General features: G+C 67.4%; 17 protein-coding genes and 1 tRNA gene. 7 read left to right on the top strand and 11 right to left on the bottom strand.

The features are described 5' to 3' along the window. Positions 1 to 30: 30 nt before the first annotated feature. Positions 31 to 429, bottom strand: coding sequence for a YkvA family protein (locus BLR19_RS12415; RefSeq protein WP_091751505.1), 399 nt, complete (start codon positions 427 to 429; stop codon positions 31 to 33). Positions 430 to 484: 55 nt separating this feature from the next. Here BLR19_RS12415 and BLR19_RS12410 point away from each other — a divergent pair, with 55 nt between their 5' ends. Continuing rightward, the gene (locus tag BLR19_RS12410; RefSeq protein WP_039243834.1) at positions 485 to 1,267 is read left to right on the top strand and encodes an SDR family NAD(P)-dependent oxidoreductase; all 783 of its coding nucleotides are present in this window, start codon (positions 485 to 487) and stop codon (positions 1,265 to 1,267) included. A gap of 118 nt (positions 1,268 to 1,385) precedes the next feature. Continuing rightward, positions 1,386 to 1,460 (top strand) — tRNA-Gly (locus tag BLR19_RS12405). Between the two features lie 75 nt (positions 1,461 to 1,535). On the opposite strand, the gene BLR19_RS12400 is transcribed toward BLR19_RS12405, so the two are convergent. Next, complete coding sequence (locus BLR19_RS12400) at positions 1,536 to 2,000, bottom strand: DUF3429 domain-containing protein (RefSeq protein WP_091751502.1); 465 nt, start codon at positions 1,998 to 2,000, stop codon at positions 1,536 to 1,538. Between the two features lie 95 nt (positions 2,001 to 2,095). On the opposite strand from BLR19_RS12400, the gene BLR19_RS12395 reads away from it, so the two are divergent. The 3 genes from BLR19_RS12395 to BLR19_RS12385 all read left to right on the top strand — a co-directional run bounded on the left by BLR19_RS12395 (position 2,096) and on the right by BLR19_RS12385 (position 4,827). Next, positions 2,096 to 2,452 (top strand): thiol-disulfide oxidoreductase DCC family protein, encoded by a 357-nt coding sequence (locus BLR19_RS12395; protein ID WP_091751499.1) that lies wholly within the window; start codon positions 2,096 to 2,098, stop codon positions 2,450 to 2,452. Between the two features lie 12 nt (positions 2,453 to 2,464). Beyond that, positions 2,465 to 4,003, top strand: a complete 1,539-nt coding sequence (locus BLR19_RS12390; RefSeq protein ID WP_091751496.1) for a cryptochrome/photolyase family protein — start codon at positions 2,465 to 2,467, stop codon at positions 4,001 to 4,003. 68 nt (positions 4,004 to 4,071) lie between these two features. Beyond that, entirely contained in the window at positions 4,072 to 4,827 is a 756-nt protein-coding gene (locus BLR19_RS12385) for a M48 family metallopeptidase (RefSeq protein WP_091751733.1), read from the top strand. On the opposite strand, the gene BLR19_RS12380 is transcribed toward BLR19_RS12385, so the two are convergent. Genes BLR19_RS12380 through ccmA form a run of 6 tightly spaced genes read right to left on the bottom strand, consistent with a single transcriptional unit; the run spans position 4,828 to position 8,021 of the window. Then, positions 4,828 to 5,106 (bottom strand): hypothetical protein, encoded by a 279-nt coding sequence (locus tag BLR19_RS12380; RefSeq protein WP_091751493.1) that lies wholly within the window; start codon positions 5,104 to 5,106, stop codon positions 4,828 to 4,830. It lies immediately after the preceding gene. Between the two features lie 45 nt (positions 5,107 to 5,151). After that, positions 5,152 to 5,712 (bottom strand): DsbE family thiol:disulfide interchange protein, encoded by a 561-nt coding sequence (locus tag BLR19_RS12375; protein ID WP_091751490.1) that lies wholly within the window; start codon positions 5,710 to 5,712, stop codon positions 5,152 to 5,154. Continuing rightward, entirely contained in the window at positions 5,709 to 5,927 is a 219-nt protein-coding gene (gene ccmD, locus BLR19_RS12370) for a heme exporter protein CcmD (protein WP_091751486.1), read from the bottom strand. Before ccmD ends, BLR19_RS12375 begins: the two co-directional genes overlap by 4 nt. Positions 5,928 to 5,931: 4 nt before the next feature. Further along, positions 5,932 to 6,651, bottom strand: coding sequence for a heme ABC transporter permease (locus tag BLR19_RS12365; RefSeq protein ID WP_091751484.1), 720 nt, complete (start codon positions 6,649 to 6,651; stop codon positions 5,932 to 5,934). Positions 6,652 to 6,690: 39 nt separating this feature from the next. Continuing rightward, on the bottom strand, positions 6,691 to 7,401 hold the full coding sequence (gene ccmB, locus BLR19_RS12360) for a heme exporter protein CcmB (RefSeq protein WP_091751482.1): 711 nt from the start codon (positions 7,399 to 7,401) through the stop codon (positions 6,691 to 6,693). Continuing rightward, positions 7,398 to 8,021: a heme ABC exporter ATP-binding protein CcmA gene (gene ccmA, locus BLR19_RS12355; RefSeq protein WP_091751479.1), complete on the bottom strand. Its 624-nt coding sequence runs from the start codon at positions 8,019 to 8,021 to the stop codon at positions 7,398 to 7,400. The genes ccmB and ccmA overlap by 4 nt, the downstream gene beginning before the upstream one ends. Positions 8,022 to 8,229: 208 nt before the next feature. Between ccmA and acnA the strand changes: the two genes are divergently transcribed. Then, positions 8,230 to 10,956, top strand: a complete 2,727-nt coding sequence (gene acnA / locus BLR19_RS12350) for an aconitate hydratase AcnA (RefSeq protein ID WP_091751475.1) — start codon at positions 8,230 to 8,232, stop codon at positions 10,954 to 10,956. Between the two features lie 77 nt (positions 10,957 to 11,033). On the opposite strand, the gene BLR19_RS12345 is transcribed toward acnA, so the two are convergent. The 3 genes from BLR19_RS12345 to BLR19_RS12335 form a co-directional block, all read right to left on the bottom strand. Further along, the gene (locus BLR19_RS12345; RefSeq protein WP_091751471.1) at positions 11,034 to 12,407 is read right to left on the bottom strand and encodes an NAD-dependent succinate-semialdehyde dehydrogenase; all 1,374 of its coding nucleotides are present in this window, start codon (positions 12,405 to 12,407) and stop codon (positions 11,034 to 11,036) included. Between the two features lie 93 nt (positions 12,408 to 12,500). After that, entirely contained in the window at positions 12,501 to 12,752 is a 252-nt protein-coding gene (locus BLR19_RS12340) for a hypothetical protein (RefSeq protein ID WP_091751731.1), read from the bottom strand. A gap of 83 nt (positions 12,753 to 12,835) precedes the next feature. Continuing rightward, entirely contained in the window at positions 12,836 to 13,735 is a 900-nt protein-coding gene (locus BLR19_RS12335) for a hydrogen peroxide-inducible genes activator (RefSeq protein ID WP_091751468.1), read from the bottom strand. Positions 13,736 to 13,881: 146 nt separating this feature from the next. Here BLR19_RS12335 and katG point away from each other — a divergent pair, with 146 nt between their 5' ends. After that, positions 13,882 to 16,152: a catalase/peroxidase HPI gene (katG, locus tag BLR19_RS12330; protein WP_091751465.1), complete on the top strand. Its 2,271-nt coding sequence runs from the start codon at positions 13,882 to 13,884 to the stop codon at positions 16,150 to 16,152. The last annotated feature ends 42 nt before the right edge of the window (positions 16,153 to 16,194 follow it).

Genomic DNA, 16,194 nt, shown 5'->3' with positions numbered 1-16,194 from the left:
ACCAGACAACTGAATAATCGGTAAGCTGAGCTATTTAGCTTTCAGCCGCTGCACCGCGTCCTCGGCCTTGTCGCGGTGGCGGCGTTTGATGTTGGCGCCGACCAAGGCCAGCAGGGCGGTGATGACGGCCGCGTCGTCGGTATAGCCGATGCCCGCGAAGATATCGGGAATGGCGTCCACCGGCATGACGAAATAGGCCAGGCCCGCGAAGATCATGCCCTTGGCCGCCATCGGCGTCTGCGGATCGCGCGCGGCGTACCAGGCGGCCAGGGCCTGGTCCGCAAAGGGGATGCGGGCGGCCGTGCGCTGGATCTTGGGCCAGAAGCCCTTGGTCACGCGGGCCTCGTTGATCTTCACCACCGACGGCACGAGCGCCTTTTTCGGGTCCAGGACATCCGACGGATCGGCGGGTTTGGCTTTGGCGGTCATGGCCGCTAAATCCTCAATCGAAACTCAGGTTCACGACAATATAGGAACGATCAGGATGAAACTCGACAACACCATCGCCGCAGTGGTCACCGGCGGCGCCTCGGGCCTGGGCGAAGGCACCGCGCGCGCCATCGCGGCGACGGGGGCCAAGGTCGCCCTGTTCGACCTGAACGCCGAAAAGGGCGAGGCTATCGCCGCCGAGATCGGCGGCGTCTTCTGCCAGGTGGACGTGACTGACGACGCCTCGGTCGCCGCCGCCTTCGAAAAGGCCCGCGCCGCCCATGGCCAGGAGCGCCTGACCGTCAACTGCGCCGGCATCGCCACGGGCCAGAAGACCGTCTCGCGCAAGAAGGACACCGGCGAGATCAAGGCCCACGACATGGCCCAGTTCGAGCGCACCGTGCGGGTCAATCTGTTCGGCACCTTCCGGGTCCTGTCGCAGTCGGCGGCGGGCATGGTGACGCTTGAGCCGATGGCGGACGGCGAGCGCGGCCTGATCGTCAACACCGCCTCCGTCGCGGCTCAGGACGGCCAGATCGGCCAAGCGGCCTATTCGGCGTCCAAGGGCGGCGTCTATGCGATGACCCTGCCGATCGCGCGCGATCTGGCTCAGGAAGGGGTGCGCTGCAACACCATCCTGCCCGGCATCATGTGGACGCCGATGATGGCTGGGATGGATCAGAAGATTCAGGACGCCCTGGCCGCCGCCATCCCCTTCCCCAGCCGTCTGGGCACGCCGGCCGACTATGCGTCGCTGGTGCTGGAGCTGGCGCGAAACGTCTACATCAACGGCGAATGCATTCGTCTGGACGGCGCCATTCGCTTGGCGCCGCGCTGAGGCGCGGGGGGCGTGAGCGGGACTTGATCGCTTTTTGCAAATTCTCTCTTGCAGGACCGATCAACCCTCCGCTATACGCCCCCTCCTCGACGGGGAGCGCACCTAGCTCCTACGGAGTGCGGGCGTAGCTCAGTGGTAGAGCACAACCTTGCCAAGGTTGGGGTCGAGAGTTCGAATCTCTTCGCCCGCTCCAAGTCGAGACGAATAAAATCAGGGGCCTGTCGGTTGCGGCAGGCCCCGATTTTTTTGACCGCTGCCTGAGATGTTTTCAGATCAGTCCGGCGACGAGCGTCAGCGCGCCCAGGCCGATCGACAGCGGCGCGCGCAGCGCGAGCCAGCCCTCGGGCGTCAGACCGGCCACCTTCAGCTTCAGATCGATCAGGACGCTGGCGGCGATGAAGACGCCCAGCATGACCAGCGACACGGCCGGATCGGAACCCGCCGCCCAGACGACGCTGGTCGCCAGCGCGAGAAGCGAGGGCGCCACAGAGGCGATCCAGACCCATTTGGGCGCCTTCAGGCCCGTCGCAGCCGCCAGTCCCCACCAGACGCCGCCCAGGAAGCTGAAGATCAGGGCGGCGTAGGCGTAGGCCAGGCCGAGGGGGGCGGTCTGCTGGTCAGCATCGCCTGCAAGAAGGACGGCGACCGCCGCCACCTGGGGCAGCAGGCCGGCGAAACCCAGTATGCGGGCGAGCGGCGGCAAGCGATGTCGGCCGGTGGATTCAATCGTCATCGGACACCTGTCGAGGCGGGTTGCGATCCAGACTGTAGAGGACGCCCGTATAGGATGGCGAGCCCGTTCGCCGTCGCCGAGAGCCTTCGATCGTCATGACCCCCTTGCTTGTCTGGTATGATGGCGGCTGTCCCCTGTGCCGACGCGAGATCGCCCTGATGCGGCGGCTGGATCGACGCGGCGCGATCCGATTTGTCGATGTGTCGGACGGTCAGACGAGCTGCCCGCTGAATCGCGAGGCGCTGCTGGCGCGATTCCACGCGACGGAAAACGGAAGGCTGCTGTCGGGCGCGGCGGCCTTTGCGGCGATGTGGCGGGCCATACCGCTGTTGCGCCCGCTGGGTCTGGCCGCACGCATCCCCTGGGTCCTTGCGGCGTTGGAGAGGGCGTACCGGGTATTTCTGCGCCTGCGTCCTCGACTTCAGTCTCTCGCTCGCAAATGGGCCCGGTGATGGAAATAACGCATGTCCGTGCTTAGGCTGGTGCTGGGCGATCAGCTGTCGGACGACCTGCCGGCGCTGAAGGATCTGAACCCGGACGTCGATACGATTCTGATGGCCGAGGTTCGCGACGAGGCGACCTATGTCCGGCATCACAAGCAGAAGCTGGCCCTGGTCTTTGCAGCCATGCGCAATCACGCCGAGCGGCTGAAGGGGCGGGGCGTCAACGTGCGCTATGTGCGCATAGACGATGCGGACAACAGCGGCTCCATCACCGGCGAACTGGCCCGGGCGCTTGAGGAGGGCGCTTATGAAACGGTGGTGATGACCGAATGCGGCGAGTGGCGGCTGGCCGAGCATCTGGCCGCCTTTGCGGAAGGGGCGGAGCTGCCGGTCGAGATTCGCGAGGATCGCCGCTTCATCAGCAGCCACGACCGTTTTCGTCGCTGGGCCTCGGGCAAGTCGCAGCTGCGCATGGAGTTCTTCTATCGCGAGATGCGCCGCGCGACGGGTATACTGATGGACGGCGATCAGCCGGAGGGCGGGCGCTGGAACTATGACGCCGAGAACCGCAAGAAGCTGGCCAAGGGCGTGACGCCGCCCGATCGCCTGCGCATCCCGCCCAACGCCGTGGCGCGCGAGGCGATGGCGGATGTCGAGCGGCTGTTCGGCGACCATTTCGGATCGCTGGACGGGTTCGGCTGGGCCACGACGGCGCAGGAGGCGGAAGCCTCGCTGAAGCACTTCCTGAAGGACGTCCTGCCGTCGTTCGGGGACTGGCAGGACGCGATGGCGGAGGGTCAGCCGTGGATGTGGCATGGGCTGATCTCGACCTCGATAAACCTGGGCCTGCTGGACCCGCTGGACGTCTGTAAGCGCGCCGAGGCGGTCTATCGGGCGGGCAAGGCGCCCCTGAACGCGGTCGAAGGCTTCATCCGGCAAATCCTGGGATGGCGCGAGTTCGTGCGCGGCATCTACTGGCTGAAGGCGCCGGAGTATCGGGCGCGCAACTTCCTGGATGCGGACCGCAAGCTGCCCTGGTCCTACTGGTCCGGTGAGACCGACATGGCCTGTGTCGCCGATGTGGTGAAGACCACGCGCGACAACGCCTATGCCCACCATATCCAGCGGCTGATGGTGACGGGCAATCTGGCCTTGCTGCTGGGCGTGCATCCCGATCAGGTCGATGACTGGTACATGTGCGTCTATGCCGACGCCTATGAATGGGTCGAGATGCCCAATACGCGCGGCATGGCCCTGTTCGCCGACGGCGGCATCGTGGGGTCCAAGCCCTATGCGGCCTCGGGGGCTTATATCGACCGGATGAGCGACTATTGCGGGGCGTGTCGCTATGATGTGAAGAGCAAGAGCGGCGATGCGGCCTGTCCGTTCAATCGGCTGTACTGGGGCTTTCTGGAGCGCAATCGCGGCCGGCTGCGGGACAATGTTCGGCTGGCCATGCCCTATCGCACGCTGGAGAAGTTCGGAGAGGCCAAGCGCAAGGCCTTGGCGGCCGAGGCGGAGGCGTGCCGGACGCTGCTGGGCGCGACGCCGATCGATTGACCGTGGAACCCCAGGCGCAGCGCGACCATTTGCCTTGCTGTTTCGTTCTGCTCGAAGAGGCCGCCCCCGTGATCCTGCTCCGCCGTTCCGCCATTGTCCTGGCCGCCGCCGTCGCGGCCTCGGCCCTGTCCGCCTGCGCCTACAACGAGGCCTTGGGCCGCAATCAGCTGCTTCTGGTGGACAACGCCGCCCTGTCGCAGCAATCGACCGCGGCCTGGCGCGAGGCTATCGCCAAGCCAGGCGTGATGACGACCGGCGCTCAGGTCGATCGGATCCGGCGCGTCGGCGACCGTCTCGTCCAGGCGGCGGGTCTGGGCAATCGGACATGGGACTATGCGGTGTTCACGGAGGCCAGCCCCAACGCCTTCGTCCTGCCGTCCGGCCAGATCGGCGTGACGACCAGCCTGTTGGCCCTGGTACAGAATGACGACCAGCTGGCCAGCGTGATCGGTCACGAAATCGGGCACGTCGTCGCCAACCATGCGGCCGAGCGCGCCTCGAACCAGACGGTGACCAGCGTCGGTCTGGCGGCTGTCGGCGGGGCGGCCGGTCGATACGGAGATGCGGTCAACGCCTATGGCGGTCTGGCCGCCCAGTACGGGCTGCTGCTGCCCTATTCACGGCGCGACGAGCTGGAGGCCGACCGTCTGGGCGTGGACTATATGGCCGGAGCCGGGTTCAAGCCGTCGCAGGCGGTGGCGCTATGGCGACTGATGGCGGCGCAGCGTCAGACCCAGACGCCGCAGTTCGCTTCGACCCACCCGTCGGATGCGACCCGGATCGAGGCGTTGCAGCAATATGTCGCCAGCCGCGGCTGGAACTGATCAGACCCGGATGTCGAGATAGGAGCCAGGGCGCATGATCCGCGGCTCCTCGCGTTGGGCCGGGGCGGGGGGCGCCTCCACCGGCCGGGCCGGGTTGGCGGTTCGGATCGTGGACATGACGGCGGCGGCTGGGACCGGCGGCTTGGGCACCGCAGTCTGCTCCACCGCGTTCTGGTTCAGGGCAGCGCGGAAGAAGGCGGCCTGAGCGCTGCGGGCGCTCGGCAGATCAAGGCCCTGGGCGGGCGTGTTCAGCGGCAGGCCGGGACGAATCGCGCTCATGCCGACATGGTTAACGGAAACCCTCGAAAAAGGGTTAACGCGGCCTCACCGCTTGGTCGGCGCGGGACGAGGCGGGGCCTGCATGGAGGAGACCAGTCGGTCGATGTCGGCGTCGTCTAGCAGGGGGCCGGACTGTTTGGCGGTGATGCGCCCCATGGCGTCGACGGCGAAGGTCTCGGGCACGCCGGAGATGCCGAGGTCGAGGCCCGCGCGACCTTCGCGGTCCACCAGCACCATGGAATAGGGGTCGCCCAGTTCGTCGAGGAAGGCGCGGGTGGCGACCGGCTCGTCCTTGTAGGCGATGCCGACCACGGCGACGCCGCGCGCCTTCAGCGCCAGCAGCTTGGGGTGTTCGATCCGGCACGGCGCGCACCAGGAGGCGAACACATTGACCAGCATGGGCCGGCCGACGCCGGCGGTCTTCAGGTCCAGATTGCCCGGTCCCGCTTGGTCGCCCGACAGCAGGGGCAGGACCGTCTCGGGGATGGTCTGGCCGACCAGGGCGTCGGGCTTGAACGCCGGATCGCGCTTCAGCGACCAGCCGACGAACAAGGCCGCCAGCGCCGCGAGGACCGCCAGCGGGATCAGGGCCAGCCAGCGGTTCATTTCTCTTGTCCTAACGCGCTTCGCGCTGCTTGAGGGCGGTTGGTGTCCGCTGCTTCTGGATGTGTGCCTTGGTCTGCCTCAAGCCGGGCCAGTTCGCGCTTCCATTTGCGGGAGGCGACGACGGCGCGGATGGTCAGGACGATCAGCACCAGGGCGCTGACGCCCCAGGCGGGCCAGACGAAGGCGGCGTAAGGCGTCATGTCGAGGTCGAGCATGGCGTCAGGCCTCTTGAGCCAGACGGGCGCGCAGGGTCATGACGCGGCGGCGGCGGATCTCGGTGCGGATGGCGGTCAGCCACAGAGCCGCGAACAGCACGCCATAGGCCGCCAGCATGGTCAGAAAGGGCGGCAGATAGACGGGGTCCAAGCCCGACGATCCGGGGGTCAGGAAGCTGGCGGGCTGGTGCAGGGTGTTCCACCAATCGACCGAGAATTTCACGATCGGCAGATTGATCAGGCCGACCAGACCCAGGACGGCGGCGGCGCGCCCAGCCTTCTGCTCGTCGTCGATCGAGGCTCTCAGCGCCATATAGCCGAGGTAGAAGAGAAACAGCACCAGCACGCTGGTCAGGCGCGCGTCCCACACCCACCAGGTCCCCCACATCGGCTGGCCCCACAGCGAGCCGGTGAACAGGGCCAGGGCCGTGAAGGCGGCGCCCGGCAGGGCGGCGGCGCGGGCGGCGGCGTCGGCCAGGGCGTGACGGAAGACCAGCGCAAAAAAGCTGGATACGCCCAGCGCCGCATAGGCGCTCAGGCCCAGGGTGGCGGCAGGCACGTGGACGAACATGATCCGCACCGTGTCGCCCTGCTGATAATCGGCCGGAACGGTGAAGCTGAGCCAGGCGCCGACGCCCAGCAGCACGGCGGCGAGCCCCCACAGAACGGGCGTCACCGGGCCGGTGAAGGCCATGAAGCGCTGCGGATTGGACAGGCCGAACATCGGTTCAGCGCTTACGCGGCGAAGGGGCGGCGGGCAAGCTCACCCTTGCGCGTTGCGAACGGCGGCGGCCCCGGCGAAGGGCGCGACGACGGCGGCGAACAGCACGTAGGCGCAGAGCAAGGCCAGCGCCGGGCCGACCGGCTGGCCCGATCCGGCGCGCTCCAATGCCCCGGCGCCGAAGACCACGGGCGGGATGAACAGCGGCAGGACGACGACGGCGATCAGCAGCCCGCCACGCCTAGCGCCCAGCGCAAGGGCGGCGCCCAGCGCCCCGGTGAAGGCGAAGCCGGCGCCGCCGATCAGGGCGGTCAAGGCGACCAGCGGCGTCAGCGAAACGGGCAAGCCCAGCGCCAGGGCGGCGACGGGGGCCGTCAGGGCGAGCGGCAGACCGACGGCGATCCACTGGGCCAGGGCCTTGATCAGGACGACCTGCTCCAGCGCCAGATGACCGAGGGCGAGCAGATCCAGCGCCCCGTCCTCCATGTCGCGCTCGAACAGCCGCTCCAGCGACAGCAGGGACGCCAGGGCGAGCGCCAACCACGCGACGCCGCCGGCGACAGGGCCGAGCGTGCGCGGATCGCCGCCGGCCGCCAGCGGCAGAATGGCGGTCAGACAGGCGAAGAAGCCGCAGGCCAGCAAGGGGCCGCCGCCCCCGCCCCAGGCCAGATCCAGTTCGCGCTCCAGCAGCACGCGCGTCGCGCCGCGCAGGCCAGGCGGACGGGGTTCCTGATCGACATCGCGGCGGCTCACTTCAGCGCGCCCAGATCGAGAGCGCGGGTCGGCAGCGGCAGGGGGTCGTGGACGGCGGCGACGATCAGGCCGTCGGCGTCCAGATGACGCTGCATCTGCTCGGCGAAGGCTTCGCGCCAACGCGCGTCCAGCGGCGCCATCGGCTCGTCCAGCAGCCACAGGGCGCGCGGCGAACCGACCAGCCGGCCCATGGCCAGGCGACGGCGCTGACCGGCCGAAAGACGACGGACCTCCAGGTCCAGCAAGGGCTTCAGGCCGAAGGCCTCGACCGCGTGATCGACGCCGTACTGGGTGTGGCCCAGCCAGTCGCACTGAAACCCCAGCTCTTCGCGCGCGGTGCGGCCGCCCTTAAGCCCGTCCAGATGGCCGAGGAAATGGGTTTCGCGTCCACGCGCCTGTCGTTCGTCCAGCCGATTGCCGTCGCCGTCCTGGAAGGCGACCGTGCCGGCGTCGGGCCGCAGCAGGCCGGCGATCGCGCGCAGCAGGCTGGTCTTGCCCGCCCCGTTTGCACCCGTCAGGGCCAGCACCTCGCCGGCGCGCAAAGTCAGGTCGAGACCGTCGAACAGTCGCCGCTCGCCGCGTGAGACGGTCAGGCCGGCGAGGATGAGGGTGTGGATCATCGCGTTTCACCCGCCGCGCCAAATCTGCGAACCCTTCTCAATGTCCACGTCAGGGGTGTGGACACATGGACGGTGCGGCGTGGCGGGGCTATAGGCACGGTCGCCGCAGCAGGCTTTCGCCGCGCGCGCAGGGGCCCTGTGAGCCGCTGCGTCTGCCGCGCGAAGGCGCAACCGGATTGTCGGGCGGCGCTGACCAGAGGAACTCTCCATGCCGTCGATCGACAGCTTCAAGACCCGCCAGGACCTTTCCGTCGGGCGTAAGAAATACGCCTATTACAGCCTTCCCGCCGCCGAGGAAGCCGGTCTGACGGGGATTTCCCGCCTGCCGCGCTCGATGAAGGTGCTGCTGGAGAACCTGCTGCGTAACGAGGACGGCGTTTCCGTCACCGAAGACGACCTGAAGGCCGTCGCCGCCTGGGTCGAGAACAAGGGCTCGGTCGAGCACGAGATCGCCTTCCGTCCGGCCCGCGTGCTGATGCAGGACTTCACCGGCGTTCCCGCCGTGGTCGATCTGGCCGCCATGCGCGACGCCATGAGCGCCCTGGGCGCCGACGCCGCCAAGATCAACCCGCTGGTGCCGGTCGATCTGGTCATCGACCACTCGGTGATGGTCGACAACTTCGGCACATCGAAAGCCTTCGGCCAGAACGTCGAGCGTGAATACGAGCGCAACATCGAACGCTACAACTTCCTGCGCTGGGGTTCGTCGGCCTTCAACAACTTCCGCGTCGTGCCGCCCGGCACCGGCATCTGCCACCAGGTGAACCTGGAGAACCTGGCCCAGACCGTCTGGACCCTGGACGAAGGCAAGAAGACGGTCGCCTATCCCGACACCGTCGTCGGCACCGACAGCCACACCACCATGATCAACGGCCTGGCCGTCTTGGGCTGGGGCGTCGGCGGCATCGAGGCCGAGGCGGCCATGCTGGGCCAGCCGATCCCGATGCTGATCCCCGAGGTCATCGGCTTCAAGCTGACGGGCACGATGCCCGAAGGCACGACGGCCACCGACCTGGTGCTGACCGTCACCCAGATGCTGCGCAAGAAGGGCGTGGTCGGCAAGTTCGTCGAATTCTTCGGCGACGCCCTGCCGAACATGACCATCGAGGACCAGGCGACTATCGCCAACATGGCGCCGGAATACGGCGCGACCTGCGGCTTCTTCCCCGTCTCGGCCGCCACCATCGGCTATCTGACCGCCACGGGCCGCGACAAGGCGCGCGTCGCCCTGGTCGAAGCCTACGCCAAGGCGCAAGGCCTGTGGATCGACGAGAATTCGGAAGACCCGGTCTTCACCGACGTGCTGGAACTGGACATCTCGACCGTCGTGCCGTCGCTGGCGGGTCCGAAGCGTCCGCAGGACCGCGTCGAACTGACCACCGCCGCCCCGGCCTTTGAAACCGCCCTGACCGACGTCTTCGCGCGCCCGGCCGACGCCCCGCGCGCCGAGGTCGAGGGTGAGAAGTTCACCGTCGGCGACGGCGACGTGGTCATCGCGGCCATCACCTCCTGCACCAACACCTCCAACCCGTCGGTGCTGATCGCCGCCGGCCTGGTGGCGCGCAAGGCCAATGCGCTGGGTCTGAAGGCCAAGCCCTGGGTCAAGACCTCGCTGGCCCCCGGATCGCAGGTCGTGACCGACTATCTGACCGACGCCGGCCTGCAAAAGGACCTGGACGCCCTGGGCTTCAACTTGGTCGGCTATGGCTGCACCACCTGCATCGGCAACTCGGGTCCGCTGGATCCGGCCATCTCCAAGGCGATCAACGACAACGCCTTGGTCGCGACCTCGGTCCTGTCGGGCAACCGCAACTTCGAAGGTCGCGTGAACCCCGACGTCCAGGCCAACTATCTGGCCTCGCCGCCGCTGGTCGTGGCCTACGCCATCGCCGGCTCGATGCGGATCGACATCACCAAGGATCCGATCGGTCAGGACAAGAAGGGCAACGACGTCTTCCTGAAGGACGTCTGGCCGACCACGCAGGAAATCGCCGACATCCAGCGCAAGTCCGTCACCCCGGCCATGTTCGCCAAACGCTACAAGGACGTGTTCAAGGGCGACAAGCACTGGCAGGCCATCAAGGTCACCGGCGGGCAGACCTATGAGTGGGACGACAGCTCGACCTACGTCGCCAACCCGCCCTACTTCGACGGCCTGTCGATGGACCTGACCCCGGTTCAGGACGTGGTCGAGGCCCGCGTTCTGGCCATCTTCGGCGACTCGATCACCACCGACCACATCAGCCCAGCCGGTTCGATCAAGAAGACCTCGCCCGCCGGCGTCTATCTGACCAACCACGGCGTCGAGGCGGCCGAGTTCAACAGCTACGGCGCCCGTCGCGGCAACCACGAAGTCATGATGCGCGGCACCTTCGCCAACATCCGCATCAAGAACCGCATCACGCCCGAGATCGAAGGCGGCGTGACCAAGCACTTCCCGTCGGGCGACACCATGTCGATCTATGACGCGGCCATGCGGTATCAGTCGGAAGGCCGCCCGCTGGTCGTCTTCGCCGGCAAGGAATACGGCACCGGCTCGTCGCGCGACTGGGCGGCGAAAGGCACGCGCCTGCTGGGCGTTCGCGCCGTCATCGCCGAAAGCTTCGAGCGCATCCACCGTTCGAACCTGGTCGGGATGGGCGTCGTGCCGCTGCAGTTCAAGCAGGACGGCTGGCTGAAGCTGGGCCTGACGGGCGAAGAGATCGTCACGATCCGCGGCCTGTCGGACGCCAACATCGGCAAGCTGAAGCCGCGTCAGGACCTGTGGGTCGAGCTGTTCCGCCCGTCGGACGGCAAGATGGCCCGCTTCCCGGTCCGCTGCCGCATCGATAACCAGACCGAGCTGGACTATCTGCTGGCCGGCGGCGTCATGCCCTATGTGCTGCGCAACCTGGCGCGCGGCCCGGAAACCGAAGCGCCGATCGCCGCCGAATAGGTCGCGGTTCGTCCAGACAAGAAAGAGGGCCGGCGGAGCGATCCGCCGGCCCTTTTCCGTTTGCCGAAAGGCGGTGGTCAGTCGGCGCTGACGACCACCAGCTTGCGGTTCACAAACTCCTTGATGCCCACATCGCCCAACTCGCGGCCGAAGCCCGAGCGTTTGACGCCGCCGAACGGCAGTTCGGGCATGGAGGTCGTGGTGGTGTTGATGAAGACCATGCCGGTCTCGATGCGCGAGGCCAGTTTGCGGGCGCGGTCGGTGTCGCCCGAGAAGATCGAGCCGCCCAGGCCGAAGTGGGAATCGTTGGCCAGGGCCACGACCGCATCGTCGTCCTCGACCACGAAGACCTGGGCCACCGGGCCGAAGAACTCCTGATAGAAGGCCGGGTTGTCGCGCGCGACGTCAGTCAGGACGGTCGGTTCATAGAAGAAGCCGGTGCGGTCGGCGGGCTTGCCGCCGGTCAACGCCTTGGCGCCGTGCTGGAGCGCCTCTTCCACCTGTTTGGTCAGGGTCTTCAGCGCGTCCTCGGACGACAGCGGGCCCAAGTCGGTGGCCTCGTCCAGCGGGTCGCCCATGACGGCGGACTTCATGCCCTCGACGAAGCCGGTGATGAAAGCGTCGGAGACCGACTTCTGGACGATGAAACGTTTGGAGCCGGTGCAGACCTGTCCGGCGTTGGCCAGGCGACCTTCGACGCCCGCCGCGACCGCCTTTTCGATGTCGGCGTCGTCCAGCACCACGAAGACATCGCTGCCGCCGAGTTCCAGCGTGGACTTCTTCAGCATTTCCGAGGCGCGGGCCGAGACCTTGGCGCCGGCGCCCTCCGAACCCGTCAGGGCGACGCCCTGGATGCGGTCGTCGCCAATCAGTTCGGCGACCTTTTCGGATGAGATGTAGAGGTTGGCGACGAAGCCCTCGGGCGCGCCGGCCTCGCGCACCAGTTCTGCGAACCGGGCGGCGCAGCGCGGCACGATGCCCGCGTGCTTGTAGAGCACGGGATTGCCGACCGCGATGGCGGGAGCCACCACGCGGATCAGCTGATAGATCGGGAAGTTCCACGGCTCGACCGCCAGCAGCACGCCGATCGGGTGAAACTCGACCCAGGCCTCGCCCAGTTCGCTGTCAATCTTGTCGGGCTTGAGGAAATCGGCGGCCTTCTCGGCGTAGTAGGCGGCGATGCCGGCGCACAGATCGATCTCGCCCTGCCCCTGAGCCAGCGGCTTGCCCATCTCCTCGGCCATGGTGCGGGCCAGGTCGTCGCGGTTTTCGGTCAGAAGGCCCGACAGGGATTTCAGCACGGCGACACGCGGCTGGATGTCGCCCTTGGACCAATCCGAATGGAACAGGCCGTCGGCCTTGGCCAGGGCGGCCTCGACGGCGTCGTCGGTGTGTTCCGGATAGTCCTCGACCAGTTGTTCGGTGAAGGGATTGAGGGTGCGATAGGCCATGGGGCGTCCTGAAGCTTCGGTCGGACGCCCGGGGCGGCGCCGATCCGTTGTCAGGAAGGCAAACGCGACCTGTCGGGGCGGGTTGCCTGGCGGTCAGTCCGGATCGCTGAACGGCGGCGGGAGTTGGCCGGACTTGAAGAGGATGGTGGGCTCTTCGTCGTAGTCGCCCATTTCGGTGTCGGCCGAGACGGCGAAGGCGACGACGCCCAGACGCAACGGCGCCAGCCGTTCCGCCTTGCGACGCGCCTCTTCGGCATCCTTGCAGCCGACCTGGGGTTCGGCGCTCAGGGCCTTGCCCCGGCTCTGGACATAGGCCTGGACGATATAGACGGTTTCGGTTGCCATCCGCTTCCAAGCGACCTGTTCGTCGTTCAGGTCAATCGATCGATCGAATGTCAGCCCAGTTTCATTCAAGCTTCACTCTAGCTTCAATCCAGCTTCAGGGCCTCGGCCAGCAACCGGGCCTCGGCGGCGCGGCTGGAGCCGGCGCGCCAGGCGACGACGATCTCGCGGTGGGGCGGGGCGCCGTCGGCCTGGTTCTCAAAGGCGCGAATGGCGACGGAGGGATTGTCGGCCAGACCGGCCTGCACCGCCATCTTAGGCAGAAAGGAGACGCCGAGGCCCGAGCCGACCATCTGAACCAGGGTGTGCAGGCTGGTGGCCGCAAAGACGTCGTCGCCGCGCGGGGCCTCGATATCCAGCGCCGCCAGAGCGTGGTCGCGCAGGCAATGGCCGTCCTCCAGCAGGATCAGATCCTCGGCCCGCAGCGAGCCGGGACGGATGGGGCCGGGCGCGGCCAAGGCATGGTCGGCGGGGGCGGCGGCCATGATCTCGTCATCGCCGATGCGAGCGTGGGCGATGCCCGGCGCATCATAGGGCAGGGCGATGACCGCCGCGTCGATCTGACCTGCCTTCAGTGCCGCGATCAGCCGGGGCGTCAGATCCTCGCGGATAAACAGCTTCAGGCTGGGATAGGCGGCCTTCACCGACGGGAGTTTGGCGGGCAGCAGGAAGGGGGCCACGGTGGGGATGACGCCCAGGCGGAAACGGCCGGACAGCAGCCGCCCGGCGTTTTTGGCCGCCTCGACCAGATCCTCGGTGCGGGCCAGGACGTCCTCGGCGCGGCGAACGGCCTCGCCTCCAACGGCGGTCATGATCACGGCGCCTCGCGCGCGTTCGACCACCGGCGCGCCCAGGATGCGCTCAAGCTCCTGCACACCGGCGCTGAGGGCGGGTTGGCTGACGTGGGCGGCCTCGGCGGCGCGCGAGAAGCTGCCGTGTTCGGCCAGGAGCTTGAGATACTGGAGCTGACGCAACGTGGGGAGCATGCAAGGGAAATAGGCCTGTCCTATGCTGACGCCAAGGATAATCGATTGGCTTTATCCGTTTGACCCGTGTCGTATGACCGCATCATCTACAGGGCGATGCAAAAATCGCTCGCCGTCGTGCGCCAGTGCAGCAGGGAGAAAACACCATGACCGACGAAGCCAAATGCCCCTATTCCGGCCGGACGCCCCGATCGGTCGCAGGCGGCGGCGTTCAGAACCGCGATTGGTGGCCCAACCAGCTGCGTGTCGATCTGCTGAACCAGCACTCGACCAAGTCCGACCCGCTGGGCGAGTCGTTCGACTACCGCGAGGCCTTTTCCAAGCTGGACTATGAGGCGCTGAAGGCGGATTTGCGCGCCCTGATGACGGACTCCAAGGATTGGTGGCCGGCCGACTTCGGCCATTATGGCCCGCAGTTCATCCGCATGGCCTGGCACAGCGCCGGCACCTATCGCGTCGGCGATGGTCGGGGCGGCGGCGGGCGGGGCCAGCAGCGGTTCGCGCCGCTGAACTCCTGGCCCGACAATGTCAATATCGACAAGTCGCGTCGCCTGCTGTGGCCGATCAAGCAGAAGTACGGCCAGGCCATCTCCTGGGCCGACCTGATGATCCTGACCGGAAACGTCGCGCTGGAGACGATGGGTTTCCGCACCTTCGGCTTCTCGGGCGGCCGCGCCGATACCTGGGAGCCGGATCAGGACGTCTATTGGGGTCGCGAAACGACCTGGCTGGGCGGCGACGAACGCTATGCCCACGGCTCGGACGGGGTGGTGAAGCCGGGCGACGAGGCCGTGCTGGTCAGCGATGACAATGCGGACGGCGACAAGCATTCGCGCGATCTGGAGAACCCGCTGGCCGCCGTGCAGATGGGCCTGATCTACGTCAACCCGGAGGGGCCGGACGGCAATCCCGATCCGATCGCGGCGGCGCGCGACATCCGCGACACCTTCGCCCGGATGGCGATGAACGATGAGGAGACGGTCGCCCTGATCGCGGGCGGCCACACCTTCGGCAAGACGCACGGCGCGGGCCCTGCCGACCACGTCGGCGCAGAGCCTGAAGGCGACGGCTTGGAGGCGCAAGGCCTGGGCTGGACCTCCAGCTTCGGCACGGGGCACGGCGCCGACGCCATCACCAGCGGCCTGGAAGTCACCTGGACCCAGACGCCGGCCCAGTGGAGCAACTTTTATTTCGAAAACCTGTTCGGCTTCGAATGGGAGCTGGAGAAGTCTCCGGCGGGGGCGCATCAGTGGGTGGCCAAGGACGCGGGCGAGATCATCCCCGACGCCCACGATCCGGCCAAGAAGAAGCGGCCGACCATGCTGACGACCGACCTGTCGATGCGGTTCGACCCGGAATACGAGAAGATCTCGCGCCGGTTCCTGAACGATCCGCAGGCCTTTGCGGACGCCTTTGCGCGGGCCTGGTTCAAGCTGACCCACCGCGATCTGGGGCCGCGTTCGCGCTACATCGGGCCTGAAGTCCCGAGCGAAGTCCTGCTGTGGCAGGATCCGGTGCCGGAGGTGGATCATCCGCTGATCGACGCGACGGACGCGGCGGCTCTGAAGGCCAAGGTGCTGGAATCGGGCCTGAGCGCCGCCGAACTGGTGGGCACGGCCTGGGCCTCGGCCTCGACCTTCCGGGGCGGGGACAAGCGGGGCGGGGCGAACGGCGCCCGCATCCGCCTGGCGCCGCAGAAGGATTGGGCCGTCAATCAGCCCGAACAGCTGGACCGGGTGCTGAAGACGCTGGAGCGCATCCAGACCGAGTTCAATCAGGCGCAGACGGGCGGCAAGAAGGTCTCTTTGGCCGACCTGATCGTGCTGGCCGGCAATGCCGGCGTCGAACAGGCGGCCAAGGCGGCGGGCCACGACGCCAGCGTGCCGTTCACGCCCGGCCGGACCGACGCCAGCCAGGCGGACACGGATGTCGAATCCTTCGGCTATCTGGAGCCGGTCGCTGACGGCTTCCGCAACTTCCAGAAGGCCCGCTATGCGGTGCCAGCCGAGTCGCTGCTGATCGATCAGGCGCAGCGGCTGACGCTGACGGCGCCGGAGATGACGGTGCTGATCGGCGGCCTGCGGGCGATCAACATCAATACGGGCGGCGCGACGCACGGCGTGCTGACCGAACGGCCGGGCGTGCTGTCCAACGATGTCTTCGTCAACCTGCTGGACATGGACGTGAAGTGGGCGGCGACCTCGGACGCCAAGGACGTCTTCGAAGGCCGCGACCGCAAGACGGGCGAAGCCAAGTGGACCGGCACGCGTGTCGATCTGGTGTTCGGCTCCAACGCCGTGCTGCGCGCCCTGGCCGAGGTCTATGCCGGGGCTGATGCCGAAGGAAAGTTCGTCTCTGACTTCGTGGCGGCCTGGACCAAGGTGATGGAGCTGGACCGGTTCGACCTGCACGGCTGAGCCTGAGCCAGAACTGAAAGCAAAGGGCCGGACGCCGTCGTG

The organism is Brevundimonas sp. 374 (assembly GCF_900102995.1).
GTDB classification, from domain to species: Bacteria; Pseudomonadota; Alphaproteobacteria; order Caulobacterales; family Caulobacteraceae; genus Brevundimonas; species Brevundimonas vesicularis_C.
The sequence above is the reverse complement of the archived record's forward strand: the minus strand, read 5'-3'. Positions and strand labels throughout refer to the sequence as shown.